The 23676-nt window shown below is 56.3% G+C and carries 21 protein-coding genes and 1 pseudogene; 17 read left to right on the top strand and 5 right to left on the bottom strand.

The features are described 5' to 3' along the window. Positions 1-4: 4 nt before the first annotated feature. Together tsr and ACWWFX_RS20270 are read right to left on the bottom strand one after the other, a co-directional pair. Positions 5-1666, bottom strand: a complete 1662-nt coding sequence (gene tsr / locus ACWWFX_RS20275) for a methyl-accepting chemotaxis protein (RefSeq protein ID WP_473224634.1) — start codon at positions 1664-1666, stop codon at positions 5-7. 157 nt (positions 1667-1823) lie between these two features. Next, positions 1824-2834, bottom strand: coding sequence for an Ldh family oxidoreductase (locus tag ACWWFX_RS20270; protein WP_473224633.1), 1011 nt, complete (start codon positions 2832-2834; stop codon positions 1824-1826). A 272-nt stretch (positions 2835-3106) separates the two neighbouring features. Here ACWWFX_RS20270 and ACWWFX_RS20265 point away from each other — a divergent pair, with 272 nt between their 5' ends. The 3 genes from ACWWFX_RS20265 (at position 3107) to ACWWFX_RS20255 (ending at position 5010) form a co-directional block, all read left to right on the top strand. Next, the gene (locus ACWWFX_RS20265) at positions 3107-3661 is read left to right on the top strand and encodes a helix-turn-helix transcriptional regulator (RefSeq protein ID WP_473224632.1); all 555 of its coding nucleotides are present in this window, start codon (positions 3107-3109) and stop codon (positions 3659-3661) included. 119 nt (positions 3662-3780) lie between these two features. Next, on the top strand, positions 3781-4527 hold the full coding sequence (locus tag ACWWFX_RS20260; protein ID WP_276221805.1) for a winged helix-turn-helix domain-containing protein: 747 nt from the start codon (positions 3781-3783) through the stop codon (positions 4525-4527). Between the two features lie 3 nt (positions 4528-4530). After that, on the top strand, positions 4531-5010 hold the full coding sequence (locus tag ACWWFX_RS20255) for a FidL-like protein (protein ID WP_276221803.1): 480 nt from the start codon (positions 4531-4533) through the stop codon (positions 5008-5010). On the opposite strand, the gene hpaR is transcribed toward ACWWFX_RS20255, so the two are convergent. Continuing rightward, positions 5007-5453: a homoprotocatechuate degradation operon regulator HpaR gene (hpaR, locus tag ACWWFX_RS20250; protein WP_231825482.1), complete on the bottom strand. Its 447-nt coding sequence runs from the start codon at positions 5451-5453 to the stop codon at positions 5007-5009. The genes ACWWFX_RS20255 and hpaR overlap by 4 nt on opposite strands. Before the next feature lie 282 nt (positions 5454-5735). Here hpaR and hpaG point away from each other — a divergent pair, with 282 nt between their 5' ends. The 13 genes from hpaG (at position 5736) to yjiA (ending at position 19985) form a co-directional block, all read left to right on the top strand. Then, positions 5736-7025: a 4-hydroxyphenylacetate degradation bifunctional isomerase/decarboxylase gene (hpaG, locus tag ACWWFX_RS20245; protein ID WP_473224631.1), complete on the top strand. Its 1290-nt coding sequence runs from the start codon at positions 5736-5738 to the stop codon at positions 7023-7025. Continuing rightward, positions 7022-8488 (top strand): 5-carboxymethyl-2-hydroxymuconate semialdehyde dehydrogenase, encoded by a 1467-nt coding sequence (gene hpaE / locus ACWWFX_RS20240; protein ID WP_473224630.1) that lies wholly within the window; start codon positions 7022-7024, stop codon positions 8486-8488. The genes hpaG and hpaE overlap by 4 nt, the downstream gene beginning before the upstream one ends. 1 nt (position 8489) lies before the next feature. Beyond that, a complete protein-coding gene (hpaD, locus tag ACWWFX_RS20235; RefSeq protein WP_276221796.1) occupies positions 8490-9341 on the top strand; it encodes a 3,4-dihydroxyphenylacetate 2,3-dioxygenase in 852 nt (283 codons plus the stop codon). A gap of 9 nt (positions 9342-9350) precedes the next feature. Next, positions 9351-9731, top strand: coding sequence for a 5-carboxymethyl-2-hydroxymuconate Delta-isomerase (locus ACWWFX_RS20230; protein ID WP_001119861.1), 381 nt, complete (start codon positions 9351-9353; stop codon positions 9729-9731). Positions 9732-9838: 107 nt separating this feature from the next. Beyond that, positions 9839-10642, top strand: coding sequence for a 2-oxo-hept-4-ene-1,7-dioate hydratase (gene hpaH / locus ACWWFX_RS20225; RefSeq protein ID WP_276221792.1), 804 nt, complete (start codon positions 9839-9841; stop codon positions 10640-10642). 10 nt (positions 10643-10652) lie between these two features. Further along, complete coding sequence (hpaI, locus tag ACWWFX_RS20220; protein ID WP_473224629.1) at positions 10653-11441, top strand: 4-hydroxy-2-oxoheptanedioate aldolase; 789 nt, start codon at positions 10653-10655, stop codon at positions 11439-11441. A 124-nt stretch (positions 11442-11565) separates the two neighbouring features. Next, positions 11566-12933: a 4-hydroxyphenylacetate permease gene (gene hpaX / locus ACWWFX_RS20215; RefSeq protein WP_276221788.1), complete on the top strand. Its 1368-nt coding sequence runs from the start codon at positions 11566-11568 to the stop codon at positions 12931-12933. A 9-nt stretch (positions 12934-12942) separates the two neighbouring features. Then, positions 12943-13833, top strand: a complete 891-nt coding sequence (gene hpaA / locus ACWWFX_RS20210) for a 4-hydroxyphenylacetate catabolism regulatory protein HpaA (protein ID WP_108475421.1) — start codon at positions 12943-12945, stop codon at positions 13831-13833. A gap of 292 nt (positions 13834-14125) precedes the next feature. Continuing rightward, positions 14126-15688 carry a 4-hydroxyphenylacetate 3-monooxygenase, oxygenase component gene (hpaB, locus tag ACWWFX_RS20205; RefSeq protein WP_473224628.1) on the top strand — a complete coding sequence of 521 codons (1563 nt, stop codon included), beginning with the start codon at positions 14126-14128 and terminating at the stop codon, positions 15686-15688. 17 nt (positions 15689-15705) lie between these two features. Continuing rightward, positions 15706-16218, top strand: coding sequence for a 4-hydroxyphenylacetate 3-monooxygenase reductase subunit (locus tag ACWWFX_RS20200; RefSeq protein ID WP_473224627.1), 513 nt, complete (start codon positions 15706-15708; stop codon positions 16216-16218). 336 nt (positions 16219-16554) lie between these two features. Further along, on the top strand, positions 16555-18705 hold the full coding sequence (locus tag ACWWFX_RS20195; RefSeq protein ID WP_015966065.1) for a carbon starvation CstA family protein: 2151 nt from the start codon (positions 16555-16557) through the stop codon (positions 18703-18705). 108 nt (positions 18706-18813) lie between these two features. Beyond that, a complete protein-coding gene (locus ACWWFX_RS20190; RefSeq protein ID WP_015966066.1) occupies positions 18814-19017 on the top strand; it encodes a YbdD/YjiX family protein in 204 nt (67 codons plus the stop codon). An 11-nt stretch (positions 19018-19028) separates the two neighbouring features. After that, positions 19029-19985, top strand: a complete 957-nt coding sequence (yjiA, locus tag ACWWFX_RS20185) for a GTPase (RefSeq protein WP_276220540.1) — start codon at positions 19029-19031, stop codon at positions 19983-19985. A 57-nt stretch (positions 19986-20042) separates the two neighbouring features. Here the strand turns inward: yjiA and ACWWFX_RS20180 are convergent, their stop codons facing one another. Further along, the gene (locus ACWWFX_RS20180; RefSeq protein WP_473224626.1) at positions 20043-21413 is read right to left on the bottom strand and encodes an NAD-dependent succinate-semialdehyde dehydrogenase; all 1371 of its coding nucleotides are present in this window, start codon (positions 21411-21413) and stop codon (positions 20043-20045) included. A 169-nt stretch (positions 21414-21582) separates the two neighbouring features. Continuing rightward, positions 21583-22176 (bottom strand): annotated as a pseudogene (locus tag ACWWFX_RS20175) (Rpn family recombination-promoting nuclease/putative transposase); the annotation flags it as partial. A 117-nt stretch (positions 22177-22293) separates the two neighbouring features. Between ACWWFX_RS20175 and ACWWFX_RS20170 the strand changes: the two are divergent. After that, positions 22294-23571: a DUF445 domain-containing protein gene (locus ACWWFX_RS20170; protein ID WP_473224659.1), complete on the top strand. Its 1278-nt coding sequence runs from the start codon at positions 22294-22296 to the stop codon at positions 23569-23571. The last annotated feature ends 105 nt before the right edge of the window (positions 23572-23676 follow it).

The following is a 23676-nucleotide window of genomic DNA, read 5'->3' as shown; positions in this document are numbered from 1 at the left end:
GCCATTAAAACGTCTCCCAGTTCTCCCCGGCATCCGTCGCCGCAGCTTTGCGTTGCACTGGCTTCACCGCCACCACGCGCTCTTCCGCTTTCTCCTGAAGTGCTTTTTCCTGCTGGATATGGAACACCGCTACCGCCTGGGTCAGCCTGCTGGCCTGTTCTTCCAGCGCCGCAGCCGCAGCAGCGGACTCTTCCACCAGCGAGGCGTTCTGCTGGGTTACACGATCCATTTCAGACACCGCCAGACCGACCTGGTCGATGCCACGGCTCTGCTCATCAGATGCAGACGCAATCTCACCCATAATGTCGGTTACGCGGGTCACCGCATTGACGATCTCATCCATGGTTTCCCCGGCGCTTTCCACCAGCGTCGAACCCAAATCAACACGGCTCACGGAGTCTTCAATCAGGCTCTTAATTTCGCGGGCCGCCTGCGCACTGCGCTGGGCCAGGTTACGCACTTCCCCCGCCACTACCGCAAAACCGCGCCCCTGCTCGCCTGCTCGCGCCGCTTCAACCGCCGCATTGAGCGCCAGAATGTTGGTCTGGAAGGCAATACCGTCGATTACGCTGATAATATCGGCAATCTTCTGCGAACTGGCAGTAATGTCACGCATGGTTTGCACCACGTTATCCACTACTTTACCGCCCTTCTGCGCCGTCTCCGACGCGCTCAGCGCGAGGTTGCTCGCCTGACGTGCGTTCTCGGCGTTCTGCTTCACCGTCGCGGTCAGTTCTTCCATGCTGGCAGCGGTCTCTTCCAGCGAAGCGGCCTGCTGCTCAGTACGTGAAGAGAGATCGTTGTTGCCCATCGCAATCTCGCTCGCGCCGCTATAAATCGCATCCGCGCCGTTGCGCACTTCACCGACGGTGCGCGCCAGCTCACCCTGCATATGACGCAAGGTACTGGCCAGTTGCCCCATTTCGTTGCGCCCTTCCACATCAATGCGGCGAATGAGATCGCCCCCGGCAATATGGCGAATGCTTTCAATCAGGCTTTGCAGGGGCAGGATCAGGGTTTTACGGATGCCAAACCAGACAATCGCAATCGCCAGCAGTACGGCAATCATGACGCCGGCCAAAATCCACATCGCCTGATCGTACGAACGGTTGTTATCGGCGACGGCCAAATCGTATAAACGATCGTTCTGTTGCAGATAATCGACATAGGCTTGCTCAAATCTGTCCTGATAGCCCTGGGTAGGCTGGTCGAAGAAGTCGTTGATTTTCCCCGCGCCCAGCAGCTGAATCAGCTCTGCCAGCGCACCGTGGTAGATGTCATAGTTGCGTTTGATTTCCAGCGCCGCCGACTCGCTCTGACGCGGGTCACGCGGCATCGCTTCGTACTCGGCCCAACGCTTTTCCGCATCGCTCAGCGATTTCTGTGCGACCTGCATCAGTTCCGCCACCGTCGCGCCGCTGCCGATATTGTTCTGATCCATCATGTAGCGGATCCCGGCGCGGTTTAAGGTATTACGGGTTTGCAGCAAAGCCACCCAGCTGCCGTTGAGGCCAGACTGCTGCTGGCGAACGGTTTGTAGAACGGTGAAGTTTTCCTTGTCGTTTTTGAGCGCGTTGAAGAACAGCCCGCCCGACGTGAGTTGTAATAGTCCAAATAACACCAAAACCAGCACTAAGCTGGTCACGATCTTGATACGTTTTAACATGCTTTCTCTTCCTCCTGGCGAATTACGGTTTTCGGCCTGGATAGAGAAAACTTTAAGAAAAGGTGCAACCCTGGATTGCCGGATGCGGCTACGCCTTATCCGGCCTACGGTTCGGCGCAACGCTTGGCCAGCGCGTAGGCCTGATAAGCGAAGCGCATCAGGCGCTTAGCGCACGGATATCATCGTAAAGCGACTGTGTTATCTCCACGCCCTGCTGTTCACTGTTTAGCCGCGACAAATATCGACGCTCGCCCGGCAACCGCGCGCCCTGCGCCTGCATACCGTTGAATAACGTTTCGGCCCGCGCCAGATGGGCGCTGGCGCCCTCGCCGAGGAAGCGCGTCGGGTCAAGCGCCAGAATCAATTCGCCACCGTACGGCAGGCCGCCTGCGCCGTTATCCCACGCCAGAGATTCCGCGCTGGTCATATCGCCAATCAGCGGCCCGGCCAGCAGTTCAACCATTGCCGCTAACGCAGAACCTTTATGCCCACCAAAGGTAAGCATCGCACCCTCCAGCACCGCCTGTGGATCGGTGGTGGCGTTGCCCTCGCTGTCGATTCCCCAGCCTTCAGGAATCGCTTTCCCGGCACGATGATGCAGTTGAATTTCGCCGCGCGCCGCCGCGCTGGTCGCCATATCAAAAATAAACGGATGCTTATCGCCACGCGGCCAGCCAAAGGCTATCGGGTTAGTACCAAAAAGCGGCTGCGTACCACCTGCTGGTGCAACCCAGGCGTGGCTCGGGGTGGTCGCCAGCGCCACCAGCCCGGCATCGGTCAGCGGTTCTACATCGGCAAACAAGGCGGAGAAGTGTACACAGCGGTTGATCGCCAGCGCCGCAATCCCGCACTGACGCGTTTTCTCAATCAACAGCGGCAGCGCTTGCTCAAAGGCCAGCAGCGAATACGCGCCATGCGCATCCGCTTTGACAATCGCCGGAGCCTGAGAAATCACCGTAGGCAGCGCATCTGCTGACACTTTTCCTTTGCGCAACGTGTCGACAATGCCCAACAATCGCCACAGGCCGTGCGATGCGCAGCCGTCACGTTCACCGGCAGTGACGTTTTGCGCAATCACCGCCGCATGTTGTTCACTGAATCCATTACTGCTGAGCGCGTGATACGCCAGCGCGTAAGCCTCATCCAGAGAGAGGTTTACTGTTTCCATGAAAAGCTCCTTTATGATTTTCATCTCCAATAACGTTGATCAGAGACGGCAGGGTTACTTAACCGTATATTAATTTTCACTTAACAACAATGGCACAACCATTTTCGCCAAACAGCTGAAAAATATATATACCGTTTATAAATTGGAATAAATCACCATATAAAAGCTAAATGTATTTATAAATATCTTTAAGCGCCCCCGGCGGGGTAGGCTTTTTCTCATTCTTCTCCGAGCCGGCGATAATGTCATCGCGGGCCAGAACGGGTGTGAAAATGATGATGACCGCATTAACTCTGGCAGAACCCCGCTATCAGGTCCGGGTTCTGAGTAACAATTATTTCTTTTGGCTGGGCGTGAAAAACCTGGTACGTCAGCAGGGAAAACCGACCGCTGATATTCAGTGGGTAAAAGAGAACAGCGATGGCCAGCAGCGTTTACTGTGCCAGGAAATTTATGCCACCCCGATTGCGCAAAAGTGGCTGGTCTTTACGGAAAGCGAGCAGATAGACAACCTGAGCGTGATGCTGCCGGATGACAGAGTCAATATTCTCTCCGATCGTCAGGCAATGGGTGAGCTGATAGAACAACTGAAAAACCCAACGTTCAGCCGTCGCCGTCGCGATAAACAGCTCACCCGCTCTGAAGCGCGTGTGTGCTCGTTGATCCGTCAGGGCTTTACGCTGGTGCGTATTGCGCAAATCCTCAATAAGTCGCCGAAAACGATTTATACCCACAAGCGCAACGCGATGGACAAATTCCACTGCGATACCCTGGTCGAGTTCAATCGCAAAATGAACCTGATGGAACGACAGGCCCTGTACAACTAATGCGCAGGCGGTAATCATCGCTGGGATCAATGTTATAGGTAACATAACAACCTATAATTTAAGCTAATATAAAGGCACTTTGCCTTTGGCTCTCTCGATTCCGGACGCGCTTACCGCACATGAAATATCTGCTCGCTGACGCGATCATCTATGACAACGAAGATGGCTCGCTCTCCCTGAAGGGAGAGGAGAGCGACGAGCGTCAGATGCTGACCAGCACCGCAAATCATATCTTCAGTTTATTAATTGCCCATCATGGCATGGTGGTGGATCGCGAGAAATTTTTGCAAGAGGTGTGGGATGAGCGTGGTTTAACAGGCTCCAATAACTCGCTTAATCAGTACATTAGCATCTTGCGCAAACTGCTGGATAACATGGTGCCCGGCACCACGTTTATCATTACCGTACCGAAAACAGGTTTTATGCTGAATGCCGAGATAAGTGTGCAACCGCTCAGCCGAGAAAGCGCGCCCGCGCTTCCCGCGCCGGAACGTGCGCCGCGTTCCCGCCCGACATTAGCCATTTGGTTGGCCATTGCCACGATGATCGTCGCGGCTATTTGCGGCAGTTATCTCTCGCAAAAACAGTCACCGTTAGTGACTGGTCGCTATTTACTGACCCAGATTGATGGTTGCCCGGTTTATACTTTCACGCCTATTGCTGACGTTTTTCAGAAGCAGGCCGTGGCGCTCACCCGTCAAATTAAAGAAAACAGCGGCTTATCTTGCCTGGAAAACTCCGTATTCTATGTGCATATTCAGAACACGCTGTTTTATGGGGATAAGGGCCGACTGGTGCTTTCGCAGTGCTCACGCTCAAGCCAAAACACCAGCACCTGTAGCACCAATTACTTTTATGAGTGGTGACAGATGAAGTCCCGTACCCTCCTGATCATTGCCTTTATTTTCGTTAACATCACGCTTATCGCCGCGACAATATGGTGGCTTAACAAGCCAGAACCGCTGGCGTTTAACTGCCAGGGGCAGCTCAACTTCAAGGAAAGCCGGGACAATAACCCGTTTAATTTTGACGGCCAGATTGTGATGCACTTTAATCCGGACGGCAGCGGCTATTTCATCATGACCGGAAGCCTGATGGCGAACGAGAAGACGCATACCGTCTCGCGGCAGGAGAATTTCAGCTGGCGCAACCTGCACGATAGTTTGTACGAAATTCACATTCAGAACATCGAACGTTTTAGCCACGATCGCGTACCGGATAAAATTTTCGAAGCCTACACCGCCGGTATTCTGCTGGGCCAGAAGCGCTTACTCAGCATCCAGCGCACGCCGGAACACGCCATTGTTATCGGTAATTTCTACTCGCCGCTTCTGTTGTGTGCTAACTAGTTTTTATCGTCCGTATTCTCGCTCTGGCGCAAACTGCCCAGCGCAATAAACTCGCCCAGCAGCGCGGTAAGCTGCTGCATTTTCTCCGGCGTAAACTCATTTTCAATCAGCCGATAGGCTTCTTCTACCTGCGTTTGCGCACGCGCGTAAAGCGCCTGCCCCTCTTTGGTAAGCGACACGAACAGCTTGCGCTGATCGTTGACCGGCTTTAAGCGCAACACCAAACCATCGCGTTCCATGCGCGTCAAAATACCGGTCAGGCTCGGGCGCAAAATGCAGGCGCGAAACGCCAAATCGTGAAAATCCATCGACGGGTTCTCGGCCAGAATGCGCACGATACGCCACTGCTGCTCGGTCAAATTATGCTGCTTAACGATGGGACGAAAGTAGCTCATCGCCGCTTCGCGCGCCTGCAACAGAGCGATTGTCAAAGATTCGTGCATCGTTCTTCCCCAGAGTACTCAAAAAAATCATTAATAACGAAACAATTAGCAAACACGGCGTTATTCGGCAACCGGTTTCTTTGTTTTGTCATCTAGCCAAAACAACAAACTTAATCTAATTGATTGATTTTAAGTGATTTAATAAATTTAACTGTAAATATATTGTTAATAGCATCACAAATATTTCACTTACTTTTGCCAAACGACGCGATCAGGAATAAAAAAGATCATTAACATATTAATGAAAATGAAACTCACCGAATCAGCCCTGAGGAGAGGTCAATGAAAGGCACCGTCTTCGCCGTCGCTCTAAACCACCGCAGCCAGATTGACGCCTGGCACAACGCGTTCCAGCAAGCGCCCTATAAAACCGCGCCCAAAACCGCCGTCTGGTTTATCAAACCGCGAAACACCGTAATTAGTGCGGGAGAGGCCATTCCTTTCCCACAGGGCGAAACGGTACAAAGCGGCGCAACCGTGGCGCTGATTGTCGGCAAAGCGGCAACCAAAGTGCGCGAAGAGAACGCCGCAGAGTACATCGCGGGATACGCGCTGGCGAACGACGTCAGCCTGCCGGAAGAGAGCTTTTACCGTCCGGCGATCAAAGCCAAATGCCGCGATGGCTTCTGCCCGTTAGGTGAAATGGTGGCGCTGAAAGATGTTGATAACCTGACAATTATTACCGAAATCAACGGTCGCGAAGCGGATCGCTGGAACACCACCGATTTGCAACGCAGCGCAGCGCAATTGCTGAGTGCCCTGAGCGAATTCGCCACCCTGAACCCCGGCGATGCCATACTGATTGGCACACCGCAAACCCGCGTAGCCATTCAACCCGGCGACCAGGTACGCATTCTGGCAGAAGGTTTCCCGCCGCTGGAAAACCCGGTGGTGGACGAGCGCGAAGTCACCACGCGCAAAACCTTCCCAACCCTGCCACACCCGCACGGCACGCTGTTTGCCCTCGGCCTGAACTACGCCGATCACGCCAGCGAGCTGGACTTTAAGCCGCCGGAAGAACCGCTGGTGTTCCTGAAAGCGCCGAATACCCTCACGGGCGATAACCAGACCTCCGTGCGCCCGAACAATATTGAATACATGCACTACGAAGCGGAACTGGTGGTGGTGATTGGCAAGCAGGCGCGTAACGTCAGCGAAGCCGATGCCATGGATTATGTCGCGGGCTACACCGTGTGTAACGACTACGCCATCCGCGACTACCTGGAAAACTACTACCGCCCCAACCTGCGGGTAAAAAGCCGCGACGGCCTGACGCCAATGCTTTCAACCATCGTGCCGAAAGACGCCATTCCCGATCCGCATAACCTGACTCTGCGCACCTTCGTTAACGGCGAGCTGCGCCAGCAGGGTACTACCGCCGATCTGATTTTCAGCGTGCCAACCCTTATCGCTTACTTAAGCGAATTTATGACTCTGAATCCGGGCGACATGATCGCCACCGGCACGCCGAAAGGCTTATCTGACGTGGTGCCCGGCGATGAAGTGGTGGTGGAAGTGGAAGGCGTGGGCCGCCTGGTGAACCGAATTGTCAGTGAGGAAACAGCGAAATGAAAAAGATAAATCATTGGATCAACGGTAAAAACGTTGCTGGTAACGACTACTTCCAGACCACCAACCCGGCAACCGGCGAGGTGCTGGCAGAGGTGGCCTCCGGCGGTGAAGCGGAGATCAATCAGGCGGTAGCGGCAGCGAAAGAGGCGTTCCCGAAATGGGCTGGCCTGCCGATGAAAGAGCGCGCGCGCCTGATGCGCCGTCTGGGCGATTTGATCGACCAGAACGTACCGGAGATCGCCGCGATGGAAACCGCGGACACCGGCCTGCCTATCCATCAAACCAAAAACGTGTTGATCCCGCGTGCGTCCCACAACTTTGAATTCTTCGCCGAAGTTTGCCAACAGATGAACGGCAAGACCTACCCGGTCGACGACAAGATGCTCAACTACACGCTGGTGCAGCCGGTGGGCGTTTGTGCGCTGGTGTCGCCGTGGAATGTGCCGTTTATGACCGCCACCTGGAAGGTTGCGCCGTGTCTGGCGCTGGGCAATACCGCGGTGCTGAAAATGTCAGAACTCTCTCCGCTGACCGCTGACCGCCTGGGTGAACTGGCGCTGGAAGCCGGGATTCCGGCGGGCGTGCTGAACGTGGTGCAGGGCTACGGCGCTACCGCCGGCGATGCGCTGGTCCGTCATCATGACGTGCGTGCCGTGTCGTTCACCGGCGGTACCGCCACCGGGCGCAACATCATGAAAAACGCCGGGCTGAAAAAATACTCCATGGAGCTGGGCGGTAAATCGCCGGTGCTGATTTTTGAAGATGCCGATATTGAACGCGCGCTGGACGCCGCCCTGTTCACCATCTTCTCGATCAACGGCGAGCGCTGTACCGCCGGTTCGCGCATCTTTATTCAGCAGAGTATCTACCCGGAATTCGTTAAACGCTTTGCCGAACGCGCGAATCGTCTGCGCGTGGGCGATCCAACCGATCCGAATACCCAGGTTGGGGCGCTGATCAGCCAGCAACACTGGGAAAAAGTCTCCGGCTATATCCGTCTGGGCATTGAAGAAGGCGCAACCCTGCTGGCGGGCGGCCCGGATAAACCGTCCGACCTGCCTGCGCACCTGAAAGGCGGCAACTTCCTGCGCCCGACCGTACTGGCAGACGTTGATAACCGTATGCGCGTCGCCCAGGAAGAAATTTTCGGGCCGGTCGCCTGCCTGCTGCCGTTTAAAGATGAAGCCGAAGGTCTGCGCCTGGCCAACGACGTGGAGTACGGTCTCGCGTCGTACATCTGGACCCAGGATGTCAGCAAAGTGCTGCGTCTGGCGCGCGGCATTGAAGCGGGCATGGTGTTCGTCAACACCCAGAACGTGCGCGATTTGCGCCAGCCGTTTGGCGGCGTGAAGGCCTCCGGCACCGGGCGTGAAGGCGGTGAGTACAGCTTTGAGGTGTTCGCGGAAATGAAGAACGTCTGCATTTCCATGGGCGATCATCCCATTCCGAAATGGGGAGTCTGATATGGGTAAGTTAGCATTAGCAGCAAAAATCACGCACGTGCCGTCGATGTATCTCTCTGAACTGCCGGGGAAAAACCACGGCTGCCGCCAGGGCGCAATCGACGGGCATAAAGAGATCAGCAAGCGTTGCCGGGAAATGGGTGTTGATACCATTATCGTTTTCGACACTCACTGGCTGGTCAACAGCGCCTACCACATCAACTGCGCAGACCATTTCGAAGGCGTCTACACCAGCAACGAGCTGCCGCACTTTATCCGCGACATGACCTACAACTACGAAGGCAACCCCGCGCTGGGGCAGCTTATTGCCGATGAAGCTGTGAAACTCGGCGTGCGGGCCAAAGCGCACAACATTCCCAGCCTGAAACTGGAGTACGGCACGCTGGTACCGATGCGCTACATGAATGAAGACAAGCGCTTCAAAGTGGTCTCCATTTCGGCGTTCTGCACGGTTCATGATTTTGCCGACAGCCGCAAGCTGGGCGAAGCAATTCTGAAAGCGATCGAACAGTACGACGGCACCGTAGCGGTGCTTGCCAGCGGTTCGTTATCGCACCGCTTTATTGACGACCAGCGCGCCGAAGAAGGGATGAACAGCTACACCCGCGAGTTCGACCGCCAGATGGACGAGCGCGTAGTGAAGCTGTGGCGCGAAGGTCAGTTCAAAGAGTTTTGCAGCATGCTGCCGGAGTACGCCGACTACTGCTACGGCGAAGGCAATATGCACGACACGGTGATGCTGCTGGGGATGCTCGGCTGGGATAAATACGACGGCAAGGTGGAGTTTATCACCGAGTTGTTCCCAAGCTCCGGTACTGGTCAGGTTAACGCTGTTTTCCCGCTTCCCGCGTAAGGAATTGCTATGCCGCACTTTATCGTTGAATGCAGTGACAACATCCGCGAAGAAGCCGACCTGCCGGGGCTGTTCGCCAAAGTGAATCCGGCGCTGGCCGCCACGGGGATTTTTCCGCTGGCGGGTATTCGCAGCCGCGTGCATTGGGTCGATACATGGCAGATGGCTGACGGTCAGCGCGATTATGCTTTCGTGCATATGACGCTGAAAATCGGCGCGGGTCGCAGCCTGGAAAGCCGTCAGCAGGCGGGTGAAATGCTGTTTGAGCTGATTAAAACGCACTTCGCCGCCCTGATGGAGAGCCGTTTGCTGGCGCTGTCGTTTGAAATTGAAGAGCTACACCCGACGCTGAATTTTAAACAAAACAACGTGCACGCGTTGTTTAAGTAAGGCGCAGGTTGCCCGGTGGCGCTGCGCTTACCGGGCCTACAGCAGGCACCCAACCCGTAGGCCGGATAAGGCGCAGCCGCCATCCGGCAATGCCACAGGATATCGCTATGTTCGATAAACAAACTCACGCCCTGATCGCCCAGCGTCTGGACCAGGCAGAAAAACAGCGCGAACAGATCCGCGCGATCTCTCTGGATTACCCGGAGATCACCATCGAAGACGCCTACGCCGTACAGCGCGAATGGGTACGCCTGAAAATTGCCGAAGGCCGCACGCTGAAAGGCCACAAAATCGGCCTGACGTCAAAAGCGATGCAGGCCAGCTCGCAGATCAGCGAACCGGATTACGGCGCGCTGCTCGACGACATGTTCTTCCACGATGGCAGCGATATCCCGACCGACCGCTTTATCGTGCCACGCATTGAAGTGGAGCTGGCGTTCGTGCTGGCAAAACCGCTGCGCGGGCCGAACTGCACGCTGTTCGACGTCTACAACGCCACGGACTATGTGATCCCGGCGCTGGAGTTGATCGACGCCCGCTGTCACAACATCGACCCGGAAACCCAGCGCCCGCGCAAAGTGTTCGACACCATTTCCGATAACGCCGCCAACGCCGGGGTGATCCTCGGCGGTCGCCCGATCAAACCTGACGAACTTGATTTGCGTTGGATCTCCGCTCTGCTTTACCGCAATGGCGTGATTGAAGAAACCGGCGTCGCCGCTGGCGTGCTCAATCATCCGGCAAACGGCGTGGCCTGGCTGGCGAACAAGCTCGCACCGTATGACGTGCAGCTGGAAGCCGGGCAAATCATTCTCGGCGGTTCGTTCACCCGCCCGGTTCCAGCGCGCAAGGGCGACACCTTCCACGTCGATTACGGCAACATGGGTTCCATTAGCTGCCGTTTTGTTTAAGGAGAGAACCATGGAAAACACCTTCAAAGCGGCGCTGAAAGCGGGTCGTCCACAAATCGGGTTATGGCTGGGGCTGAGCAGCAGCTACAGCGCCGAACTGCTGGCCGGGGCGGGATTCGACTGGCTATTGATCGATGGGGAGCACGCACCGAACAATGTGCAAACGGTGCTCACCCAGCTTCAGGCGATTGCGCCCTACCCCAGCCAGCCGGTGGTGCGTCCGTCGTGGAACGATCCCGTACAGATCAAGCAGTTGCTGGATGTCGGCACGCAAACCTTGTTGGTGCCGATGGTGCAAAACGCCGATGAAGCCCGTGAAGCGGTACGCGCTACACGTTATCCCCCCGCCGGTATTCGCGGCGTAGGAAGCGCGCTGGCGCGTGCCTCGCGCTGGAACCGCATTCCGGATTATCTGCAAAAAGCCAACGATCAAATGTGCGTACTGGTGCAGATCGAAACCCGTGAAGCAATGAAAAATCTGCCGCAGATCCTGGGTGTGGAAGGGGTGGATGGCGTATTCATCGGCCCGGCGGATCTGAGCGCCGATATGGGTTATGCCGGTAATCCCCAGCACCCGGAAGTGCAGGCCGCGATTGAGCAGGCGATCGTACAGATCCGTGAGGCGGGTAAGGCGCCGGGGATCTTGACAGCCAATGAGCCACTGGCGAAACGCTATCTGGAATTAGGCGCGCTGTTTGTCGCCGTCGGCGTCGATACCACCCTGCTCGCCCGCGCCGCCGAAGCGCTGGCAGCACGGTTTGGCGCGCAGACCACCGCCATTAAGCCCGGCGTGTATTAATGCCGGATGCGCTGCGCTTATCCGGCCTACAACCGCACCAAACCGTAGGCCGGATAAGGCGTTTACGCCGCATCCGGCAAGAACCGTTGTCGTACCCTACAAAAATCCCCTTAGAGGAATAGCCATGAGCGACACATCATCTGCACTGACAAACCCCGCTAATGCGCATAAATCGCTCACGGAAGGCCAGCAGGCAGTCATCAATAAACTCTTCCGTCGCCTGATCGTTTTTCTGTTCGTGCTGTTTATCTTTTCGTTTCTCGATCGCATCAACATCGGTTTTGCCGGGCTAACGATGGGGCGCGATCTCGGCCTGAGCGCCACCATGTTCGGCCTCGCCACGACCCTGTTTTACGCCGCCTACGTGATTTTCGGTATTCCGAGCAACATCATGCTGGGAATTGTCGGCGCGCGACGTTGGATCGCCACCATCATGGTGCTGTGGGGTATTGCCTCCACCGCGACGATGTTCGCCACCGGCCCTACCAGCCTGTATGTGTTGCGTATTCTGGTCGGCATCACCGAAGCCGGCTTTCTGCCGGGCATTCTGCTTTATCTCACTTACTGGTTCCCGGCCTATTTCCGCGCCCGCGCGAACGCCTTATTTATGGTGGCAATGCCGGTGACAACCGCCCTCGGTTCCATCGTCTCCGGTTATATTCTGGCTCTGGACGGTGTGATGGCGCTGAAAGGCTGGCAGTGGCTATTCCTGCTGGAAGGCTTCCCGTCACTGCTGTTGGGTATCATGGTGTGGTTCTATCTTGATGATTCCCCTGACAAAGCCAAATGGCTGACCGCTGAGGATAAAAAAAATCTTCAGCAGATGATGGATAACGATCGCCTGACGCTGGTTCAGCCGGAAGGCGCAATCAGCCACCACGCCGCTCAACAGCGCAGCCTGTGGCGCGAGATTTTCACGCCGATCGTGCTGATGTACACCCTCGCCTACTTCTGCCTGACCAACACCTTAAGCGCCATAAGCATCTGGACGCCGCAGATTTTGCAAAGCTTCAACCAGGCCAGCAGCAATATCACCATCGGCCTGCTCGCCGCCGTACCGCAGATTTGCACCATTCTGGGGATGATCTACTGGAGCCGCCATTCAGATAAACATCAGGAACGTAAACACCACACCGCCCTGCCGTTCCTTTTTGCCGCCGCAGGCTGGTTACTGGCTTCCGCCACCGATCATAACTTGATCCAGTTGCTGGGGATCGTGATGGCCTCTACCGGATCGTTCAGCGCGATGGCCATTTTCTGGACCACGCCGGATCAGTCGATCAGCCTGCGCGCCAGGGCTATCGGTATCGCGGTGATCAACGCCACCGGCAATATTGGATCGGCGCTGAGTCCGTTTATGATCGGCTGGCTGAAAGATATGACCGGCAGCTTTAACAGCGGCCTGTGGTTTGTGGCATCGCTGCTGGTGATTGGATCGGTGATTATCTGGGCGATCCCGATGAAATCGTCTCGCCCGCGCGCGACGCCGTAAGGAGCCTGCATGTGCGAGAACCCGATCTATAACATCGATATCAGCACCGAATACGATGAAAGCCTGGGTACGGATGATGTGCATTATCAGTCATTTGCGCGGATGGCGGCTTTCTTTGGCCGCGATATGCAGGCCCATCGCCACGAACACTATTTCCAGATGCATTTCCTGCTGACCGGGCAGATCGAGCTTCAGCTTGACGATCATCGCTACTCAGTAGAAGCGCCGCTGTTTGTGCTGACGCCACCGTCGGTACCGCACGCGTTTATCACCGAATCAGACGCTGACGGACATGTGCTGACGGTGCATGAGGATCTTATCTGGCCGCTGCTGGAGGTGCTTTATCCCGGCACGCGGGAAACCTTCGGTCTGCCGGGGATCTGCCTGTCGCTGGCCGATAAACCGGATGAACTGGCGGCGCTGGAACATTACTGGCGGCTGATCGAACGGGAGTCGGTTGAGCAACTGCCGGGGCGCGAACATACGCTCACGCTGCTGGCGCAGGCGGTGTTTACTCTGCTGCTGCGTAACGCCCGGCTCGACGACCACGCCGCCAGCGGTATGCGCGGTGAGCTAAAACTGTTCCAGCGCTTCAACCTGATGATCGACAGCCACTTCCACCAGCACTGGACCGTGCCGGATTACGCCAGTGAGCTGCACATCACCGAATCTAGGCTCACCGACATCTGTCGTCGCTTTGCAAACCGCCCGCCGAAACGGCTAATTTTCGACAGGCAACTGCGCGAGGCCAAGCGATTGCTGCTTTTCTCCGACAGTGCGGTGAATAACATCGCCTGGCAACTGGGGTTTAAAGATCCGGCCTATTTCGCACGGTTTTTCAATAGGTTGGTGGGGTGCTCGCCGAGCGTTTACCGGGCAAGGAAAGTGCCGGTGTCGTGAGGGTTTTTCCCTCACCCCGGCCCTCTCCCTCAGGGAGAGGGTGAAAAACGCACTCACATTCACATTAGGCACAATCGGTCCCCTCTCCCTGCGGGAGAGGGCTAGGGTGAGGGCCCGATCACAAAACCCTCACCTCCCCGAAAAGTACCCGCCATTGACCCAAAAGTCTCTTCACGAATACCGGTCTAACCGCTTCAATTAAACAACAAAAACAAAACACAAATTTAACATTAAAGCCAGTAGCGCCCATTGGCGCTGGCTTTCCATCCGATTACAAAAAGAGAGTCTGATTATGAAACCTGAAGATTTCCGCGCCAGTACCCAGCGTCCGTTTACCGGTGAAGAGTACCTGAATAGTTTGCAGGATGGCCGTGAAATATACATCTACGGCGAGCGCGTGAAGGATGTCACCACCCATCCGGCATTCCGTAACGCGGCGGCGTCCGTCGCGCAACTCTACGACGCGCTGCACAAACCAGAGATGCAGGATTCCCTGTGCTGGAACACCGACACCGGCAGCGGCGGCTACACCCACAAGTTTTTCCGCGTGGCGAAAAGCCCGGACGATCTGCGCCAGCAGCGTGACGCCATCGCAGAGTGGTCACGCCTGAGCTACGGTTGGATGGGCCGCACGCCGGATTACAAAGCCGCTTTCGGCTGCGCGCTGGGCGCAAACCCGGGCTTCTACGGCCAGTTCGAGCAGAACGCCCGCAACTGGTACTCGCGCATTCAGGAAACCGGCCTGTACTTCAACCACGCTATCGTTAACCCACCGATCGATCGCCATTTACCGACCGATCAAGTGAAAGATGTTTACATCAAGCTGGAAAAAGAGACCGATGCCGGGATCGTAGTCAGCGGCGCAAAAGTCGTCGCCACCAACTCAGCGCTGACCCACTACAACATGATCGGCTTCGGCTCGGCACAGGTGATGGGCGAAAACCCGGACTTCGCGCTGATGTTCGTCGCGCCGATGGACGCCGACGGCGTGAAGCTTATCTCCCGCGCGTCCTATGAAATGGTCGCGGGCGCAACCGGCTCCCCGTACGACTACCCGCTCTCCAGCCGCTTCGATGAGAATGATGCGATCCTGGTGATGGATAACGTGCTGATCCCGTGGGAAAACGTGCTGATCTACCGCGATTTCGATCGCTGCCGTCGCTGGACCATGGAAGGCGGCTTCGCCCGTATGTATCCGTTGCAGGCCTGTGTGCGCCTGGCGGTGAAGCTCGACTTTATTACCGCGCTGCTGAAAAAATCCCTCGAATGTACCGGCACGCTGGAATTCCGCGGCGTGCAGGCGGATCTCGGTGAAGTGGTCGCCTGGCGTAACACCTTCTGGGCGCTGAGCGATTCCATGTGTTCAGAAGCGACACCGTGGGTGAACGGCGCGTATCTGCCGGATCACGCCGCACTGCAAACCTACCGCGTGATGGCTCCGATGGCCTACGCGAAGATCAAAAACATCATCGAGCGCAACGTCACCAGCGGGTTGATCTACCTGCCGTCGAGCGCGCGCGATCTGAATAACCCGCAGATCGACCAGTACCTGGCGAAATACGTGCGCGGATCGAACGGTATGGATCACGTCCAGCGCATCAAGATCCTCAAACTGATGTGGGATGCGATCGGCAGCGAGTTCGGCGGGCGTCATGAGCTTTACGAGATCAACTATTCCGGCAGTCAGGATGAGATTCGCCTGCAATGTCTGCGTCAGGCGCAGACCTCCGGCAACATGGACAAAATGATGGCAATGGTTGATCGCTGCCTTTCCGAGTACGACCAACATGGCTGGACCGTGCCGCACCTGCACAACAACACTGATATCAATATGTTAGACAAGCTGCTGAAGTAACGCAGCGGGAGATCACCATGCAAGTAGATGAACAACGTTTACGCTTTCGCGATGCTATGTCCAGCCTGTCGGCGGCGGTGAATATCGTTACCACCGAAGGCGAGGCGGGTCGCTGCGGGATCACCGCTACCGCGGTGTGCTCGGTTACCGATACGCCGCCATCGGTGATGGTGTGTATCAACACCAACAGCGCCATGAACCCTGTATTCCAGGGTAACGGTAAGCTGTGCGTCAACGTCCTCAACCACGAACAGGAGCTGATGGCGCGCCACTTCGCCGGGATGACGGGAATGGAGATGGAAGAGCGCTTTACCCTCTCCTGCTGGCAAAAAGGACCGCTGGCGCAACCGGTACTGAAGGGCGCGCTGGCAAGCCTGGAAGGTGAGATAAGCCAGGTGCAGACCATCGGTACGCATCTGGTGTATCTGGTCGAGATTAAGAACATCATTCTCAGCGAGGAAGGACACGGGCTGATTTACTTTAAGCGCCGTTTCCATCCGGTGATGATGGAGATGGACGTGGCGGTGTAAGCCCGGCACTGTTGTCGGATGCGCTACGCTTATCCGTCCTACGCGATAGGTAGGCCGGATAAGGCGCAGCCGCCCTCCGGCAATTGCCTGTATACCCGCAGTAAAATCTTGTGATCTCAATCACATATTCCTCAGCCGCTCACTTCTTACCCAACCGCTCGCCCTGACACACAACCGCTTAACTCCCCATACAACCACTCACGACTTTACCCAACTTTACGCGCGTGAATCTCTGGCAAGATGCTCATCAGCATAGCAGTCATACCTCCTCACTCATTTAACACAAAACCCATACAGCTTCGGCTCATTATTAATCTTAAAAAACCAGGTTTTACTATGGATACCAAAAAGTTATTCAAGCACATACCCTGGGTGATTCTTGGAATCATCGGCGCGTTTTGCCTGTCAGTTGTGGCATTACGTCGGGGAGAACACGTTAGCGCCCTGTGGATCGTGGTTGCGGCGGTTTCTGTTTATCTGGTGGCGTACCGCTACTACAGCCTCTACATCGCCCAGAAGGTGATGAAACTCGACCCAACGCGTGCGACGCCGGCGGTCATTAACAACGATGGCCTGAACTACGTGCCGACCAACCGCTACGTGCTGTTCGGCCACCACTTCGCCGCTATCGCAGGCGCGGGCCCGCTGGTTGGGCCGGTGCTGGCCGCCCAGATGGGTTACCTGCCCGGTACCCTGTGGCTGCTGGCGGGCGTCGTGCTTGCCGGTGCGGTGCAGGACTTTATGGTGCTGTTTATCTCCACGCGCCGTAACGGTTCTTCGCTGGGTGAGATGGTCAAAGAAGAGATGGGCCGCGTGCCGGGCTCTATCGCCCTGTTCGGCTGCTTCCTGATTATGATCATCATCCTGGCGGTGCTGGCGCTGATCGTGGTGAAAGCCCTGGCCGAAAGCCCGTGGGGTGTGTTCACCGTTTGCTCGACCGTGCCGATTGCGCTGTTTATGGGTATCTACATGCGCTTTATTCGTCCGGGCCGCGTGGGGGAAGTCTCCGTTATCGGTATCGTGCTGCTGGTCGCCTCTATCTGGTTCGGTGGCGTCATCGCTCACGACCCGTACTGGGGCCCGGCGCTGACCTTTAAAGACACCACCATCACCTTCACGCTGATCGGTTATGCCTTTATCTCCGCTCTGCTGCCGGTTTGGCTGATTCTGGCACCGCGCGACTACCTCGCCACCTTCCTGAAAATCGGCGTTATCGTTGGCCTGGCAATCGGCATCGTGATCCTCAACCCGGATCTGAAAATGCCAGCCGTCACCCAGTACATCGACGGTACTGGCCCGCTGTGGAAAGGTGCTCTGTTCCCGTTCCTGTTTATCACCATCGCTTGTGGTGCGGTGTCTGGCTTCCATGCGCTGATCTCCTCCGGCACCACGCCGAAGCTGCTGGCCTGTGAAACCGACGCGCGTTTCATCGGTTATGGCGCAATGCTGATGGAGTCCTTCGTGGCGATTATGGCGCTGGTTGCAGCCTCCATCATCGAACCGGGCCTCTACTTCGCGATGAACACCCCGCCTGCTGGCCTTGGCATCACCATGCCGAACCTGCACGAAATGGGCGGTGAAAATGCGGCCATGATTGCGGCGCAGCTGAAAGAAGTGACCATTCATGCGGCGGCAACGGTCAGTTCCTGGGGCTTCGTAATTTCGCCGGAAGAGATCCTGCAAACCGCGAAAGACATCGGTGAACCGTCTGTTCTGAACCGTGCCGGTGGCGCGCCAACCCTGGCGGTCGGTATCGCACACGTGTTCCACAAAGTGCTGCCGTGGGCGGACATGGGCTTCTGGTACCACTTCGGTATTCTGTTTGAAGCGCTGTTCATCCTCACCGCGCTGGACGCCGGTACCCGTGCGGGCCGCTTCATGTTGCAGGACTTGCTGGGCAACTTCATTCCGTTCCTGAAGAAAACCGATTCTCTGGTAGCAGGCGTTGTGGCGACCGCAGGTTGCGTAGGCCTGTGGGGCTACCTGCTGTATCAGGGCGTTGTCGACCCGCTGGGCGGCGTTAAGAGCCTGTGGCCGCTGTTCGGTATCTCTAACCAGATGCTGGCCGCTGTGGCGCTGGTCCTCGGCACCGTTATCCTCGTGAAGATGAAACGCAGCAAATATGTCTGGGTTACCATCATCCCGGCATTCTGGCTGCTGGTCTGCACCACCTGGGCGCTGGGTCTGAAACTGTTCAGCACCAACCCGCAGATGGAAGGCTTCTTCTACATGGCGAGCCAGTACAAAGCGAAAATTGCGGCAGGTGGTGAACTGACGGCGCAGCAAATCGCCAACATGAACCACATCGTTATCAACAACTACACCAACGCAGGCCTGAGTATTCTGTTCCTGGTGGTGGTGTACAGCATCATCTTCTACGGTTTCAAAACCTGGATGCAGGTGCGCAATAACGAAGAACGCTCCGACAAAGAAACGCCTTACGTTCCTGTGCCGGAAGGCGGCGTGAAGACCTCTTCACACCATTAATTTGCCAAACCCTCCCTCTCCCTTTGGGAGAGGGCCGGGTGAGGGAAAACGCGCACCCCGGCCCGTCAGAGTTGACTCGCCGGGCTTTATTCATATCTGGATAGCACAATGTTTGGTAACTTAGGTCAGGCGAAAAAATACCTCGGTCAGGCGGCGAAGATGCTGATTGGCATCCCGGACTACGACAACTACGTCGAACACATGAAAGCCACGCATCCGGACAAGCCGTACATGACCTACGAAGAGTTCTTCCGCGAGCGGCAACAGGCGCGCTACGGCGGAGACGGAAAAGGCGGCATGCGCTGCTGTTAGAAGGAGAAAACATGACCCCGATTGCAGTTACCCTACTTACCGGTTTTCTTGGCGCAGGCAAAACCACCCTGCTGCGCCATATCCTCAACGAACAGCACGGCTTCAAAATCGCCGTCATTGAGAACGAGTTCGGCGAAGTTTCTGTTGATACCCAGCTAATTGGCGACCGCGCCACGCAAATCAAAACCCTCACCAACGGCTGCATCTGCTGCTCCCGCGCTAACGAACTGGAAGATGCCCTGCTCGACCTGCTCGACAGCCGCGATCGCGGCGAAATTGAGTTCGACCGCCTGGTGATTGAGTGCACCGGCATGGCCGATCCCGGCCCGATTATTCAGACCTTTTTCTCTCATGACGTCCTGTGCGAACGCTACCTGCTGGACGGCGTGATTGCGCTGGTTGATGCGGTTCACGCCAACGAGCAGATGAACCAGTTCACTATCTCCCAGTCGCAGGTGGGCTACGCCGACCGCATCCTGCTGACCAAAACCGACGTCGCAGGCGATACCGAGAAACTGCGCGAACGCCTGGCGCGCATTAACGCCCGCGCGCCGATTTACACCGTGGTGCATGGCGATATCGACCTGGCGCAGTTGTTCAACACCAGCGGCTTTATGCTGGAAGAGAATGTGCTGGCGGGTAAACCGCGCTTCCACTTTATGGCGGATAAGCAGAATGATGTGTCGTCGATTGTGGTGGAACTGGATTACCCGGTAGATATCAGCGACGTATCGCGCGTGATGGAAAACCTGCTGCTACAGTTCGCAGACAAACTGCTGCGCTACAAAGGCATGCTGTGGATTGACGGCGAGCCAAACCGCCTGCTATTCCAGGGCGTACAACGCCTCTACAGCGCCGACTGGGACCGACCGTGGGGCGATGAAGCGCCACGCAGCCAACTTGTGTTTATTGGGATACAGTTGCCGGAGGAAGAGATCAGGGCGGCGTTTGCGGGGTTGAGGAAGTAAGATTTTGTAGGCCGGATAAGGCGCAGCCGCATCCGGCGCTGCGCCACTCTCAACAACTTATTTCTTCACCACCACCAGCTTCTGGTTCACAAACTCTTTAATCCCCAGGTCCGACAGCTCGCGCCCGAACCCGGAGCGCTTCACGCCGCCAAACGGCAATTCTGCGGCGGTGTCGGTGAGCCAGTTGATATAGACCATCCCGGTTTCAATCCGCGAGGCCATGCGTTTGGCCCGTTCGATATCCTCACTGAACACCGCGCCACCGAGGCCGTAATGGGAGTCGTTGGCGAGTTTCACCGCCGCGTCGTCATCCTTCACCACATAAATCTGCGCCACCGGGCCGAAGAACTCTTCGAAATAGGCCGGGTTGTCGCGGGTGATGTTGGTCAGAATCGTCGGCTCGAAGAAGTTGCCTTTACTCTCCAGCGGCTTGCCGCCAAAGTGCAGCTTCGCGCCGTTTTTCACCGCGTTATCAACCTGTTTGGCCAACGTTTCCAGTGCGTCTTTCGACGACAGCGGGCCAAGCTGGGTTGAGGCATCCATCTGATCGCCTACCTTCACTTTGCTGAAGGCGTCAGTGAATGCGCTGAGGAATTTATCGGCGATTTTCTCATGCAGAATAAAGCGTTTTGCCGCCGTACAAACCTGCCCGGCGTTGTTCAGCCGCGCCTGTACGCCAATTTTCACCGCTTTGTTGAGGTCGGCGTCATCCAGCACCACGAACACGTCGTTACCGCCCAGTTCGAGGGTCGATTTTTTAACGTGTTTCGCGGCCTGCGCGGCGACCACGCTGCCCGCTTTTTCAGAACCGGTTAGCGCGGCACCCTGAACGCGCGGGTCGGCGATGATGTTCGCCACCTGATCGGAAGAAATAAACAGGTTAGTCCATGCCCCGTCCGGCGCGCCGGCTTCACGCACCAGATGTGCAAAGGTCTCGGCACAATGTGGGACGATACTCGCATGTTTCGCCAGTACCGGGTTACCGGCGGCCAGGTTCGGGGCCAGTACACGCATCAGCTGGTAGTAAGGGAAGTTCCATGGCTCAACCGCCATAATCACGCCAACCGGATGATGCTCGACCCATGCGTCGCCAAACTCGGTTTTATACGGTACGGGTGCAAGAAACTGCTTCGCGTTGTCCGCGTAATAGCGGGCGATCTGCGCACAAAGCTTCACCTCACCACGGCTCTGTTCGATAAGCTTGCCCATCTCCTGGCTGGCGATTTTCGCCAGTTCCTCGACGCGGCTGTCGATAAGATCGGCCAGCTTATGCAAAACGGGCAGGCGCTGGCTGATATCGCCTTTTGCCCACTCTGAGTGATAAAGCGCATCGGCTTTTTGCAGCGCGGCCTCAATGTCCTTGTCGCTGTGTGGGGTGTACTCTTTAATCAGTTGGTTATTAGCAGGATTTACTGTCTGATAGGCCATATCTCGCTCCTGGTTCAGTGATGAAATCAGTCAAAAATGCCATTCAAAGTATTAAGGGTAGTTGAGATATCTGGCTTAGGGAGAGAAACGGAGTGTTCTGATGAGACACGGCGGACTTTTAAGAAAAGGGAAGGATGCCGAATGGAGAGCCCGCATTCGGCACGTTAAATTAGTGCGTAAGGGTCTGTAAGTCTTCGACTGATAAGCCGGTAATCGTTGTAACCGCTTCACTATCAAGCCCATTTTCTAGCATGGAACGGGCTATTCTCAGTGCTTCAGCGCGGCGGCCTTCCTGCAACCCCTCAACCTTTCCCTCTTCGTGTAACTTCTCAGCAAGCGTCATCAGCTCCTCCTTATGCTTTGGCGAGCGTTCCGCCATTTTGCGAAAAAATGCGCTGGCGCGAGCCGCTCCGCCGTACTGGAAAATATAGTTAAACAGCGTTTTCACCTGAGTGTCGCTAGTGTATCCCAATGCCAGAAGTGCAACCAGTTGCTCCACCAGCACAGTGAGATCCCGCTGGCGAATATGCTTCTGGATAAGCTCCAGTAGCGCAATACGCCGGTGCTGCATAATCTTGTCATCGTCGGTAACGGTGATATCAACCAATGGATAATCAGTGGTATAGAGTGCCTTAGCCACATCCGGCTGCGGGAAGAGATCCAGCCAGCACATTGGGTACGGATACGGACTTTTTTCGCCATGATAAAAGAGCATCGGCACCACCAGCGGTAGCGTTTTATGTCCGGCTTCGACATGGCACTGCGTAACGCCTCGCAAAAGGTTTTTCATCGCCTGCAACGGCGACATTTTCCCGGAAGGTTTCTCGTAAATTCACAAGCAACTTCAGCAGCTAACATGACGTTCTCGCCGCCAGGTTATATGCTTACCTCTATGGAAAAACTCACTTCGCTTAAACGCGCCAAGCTGTTGGCGCTGTCGCTGCTGCTGATTGCCGCAGCCATTTTTGTGACCACGTTGATGCTGCCGCCTTCCCGGTGGGTCAGCGCGCTGAAGGCTATCTCCGAAGCGGCGATGGTCGGCGCGCTGGCGGACTGGTTCGCGGTAGTGGCGCTGTTTCGTCGTGTGCCGCTGCCGTTTATCTCGCAACATACAGCGATTATCCCGCGCAATAAGGACCGAATCGGCGACAATCTCGGCCAGTTTGTGCAGGAGAAATTCCTCGATACGCCATCGCTGGTTGCGCTGATTCGCCGTCACGAACCGGCGCTGCTCATTGGCAACTGGTTCAGCCAGCCGGAGAACGCCGCGCGCGTGGGGCAAAACCTGGTGAAAGTGATGAGCGGCTTTATTGAGCTCACCGATGATTCACGAGTGCAGGGGCTGCTGAAACGCGCGGTGCATAAGGCTATCGATAAGGTCGATCTCACCCAGACCAGCGCGGTGATCCTTGAGAGCATGACCAAAGATAATCGCCATCAGAAGCTGCTCGATTCCCTGGTGGCGCAGTTGATTGCGCTGCTGCGTAAGGAGAGCACGCGCGATGTGATCGCGCAGATGATCGTGCACTGGATGGAGCAGGAGCATCCGATCAAAGCACGGCTGCTGCCGACAGAGTGGCTGGGCGATCAGGGGGCGGATCTGGTTGCCGATGCGGTGGACTCGGTGCTCGACGATATTACCGAGAATCGCCATCATCAGATTCGCCAGGCGTTTGATCGGGTGATTTTCCGCTTTATTGAGAATCTGAAAACGTCGCCGGAGATGGAAGCCAAAGCCGAGAATATCAAAAGCTATCTGAAAAATGATGAAGCGTTTAACCGCTATCTGGGGCAGATTTGGGCCGATTATCGCCAGTGGATTAAGGACGATATGGCCTCTGACGATTCGCGGGTGAAGACGCGGATCGCCGAAGCCGGGCAGTGGTTTGGTGAGACGCTGATTCACGACGCCGCACTGCGTGAGTCGCTCAACAACCATCTGGAACAGGCCGCGATGCGCGTGGCGCCGGAGTTTTCCGCCTTCCTTACCCGCCATATTAGCGACACGGTGAAGAGCTGGGATGCGCGCGATATGTCGCGTCAGATCGAGCTCAATATCGGGAAGGATTTGCAGTTTATTCGCATCAACGGCACGCTGGTCGGCGGGACGATCGGGCTGGTATTGTGGCTGTTGTCGCAAATACCTGCGCTGATTTAGGGGGCGGAGAACGCGGCGATGTCGGATGGCGGCGATGCCTTATCCGACCTACAGATCGCCGCCCCGTAGGCCGGATAAGGCGCAGCCGCATCCGGCAAAAAACCG

This window comes from Pseudocitrobacter sp. 2023LY-00077, from assembly GCF_055796175.1.
The sequence above is the reverse complement of the archived record's forward strand: the minus strand, read 5'-3'. Positions and strand labels throughout refer to the sequence as shown.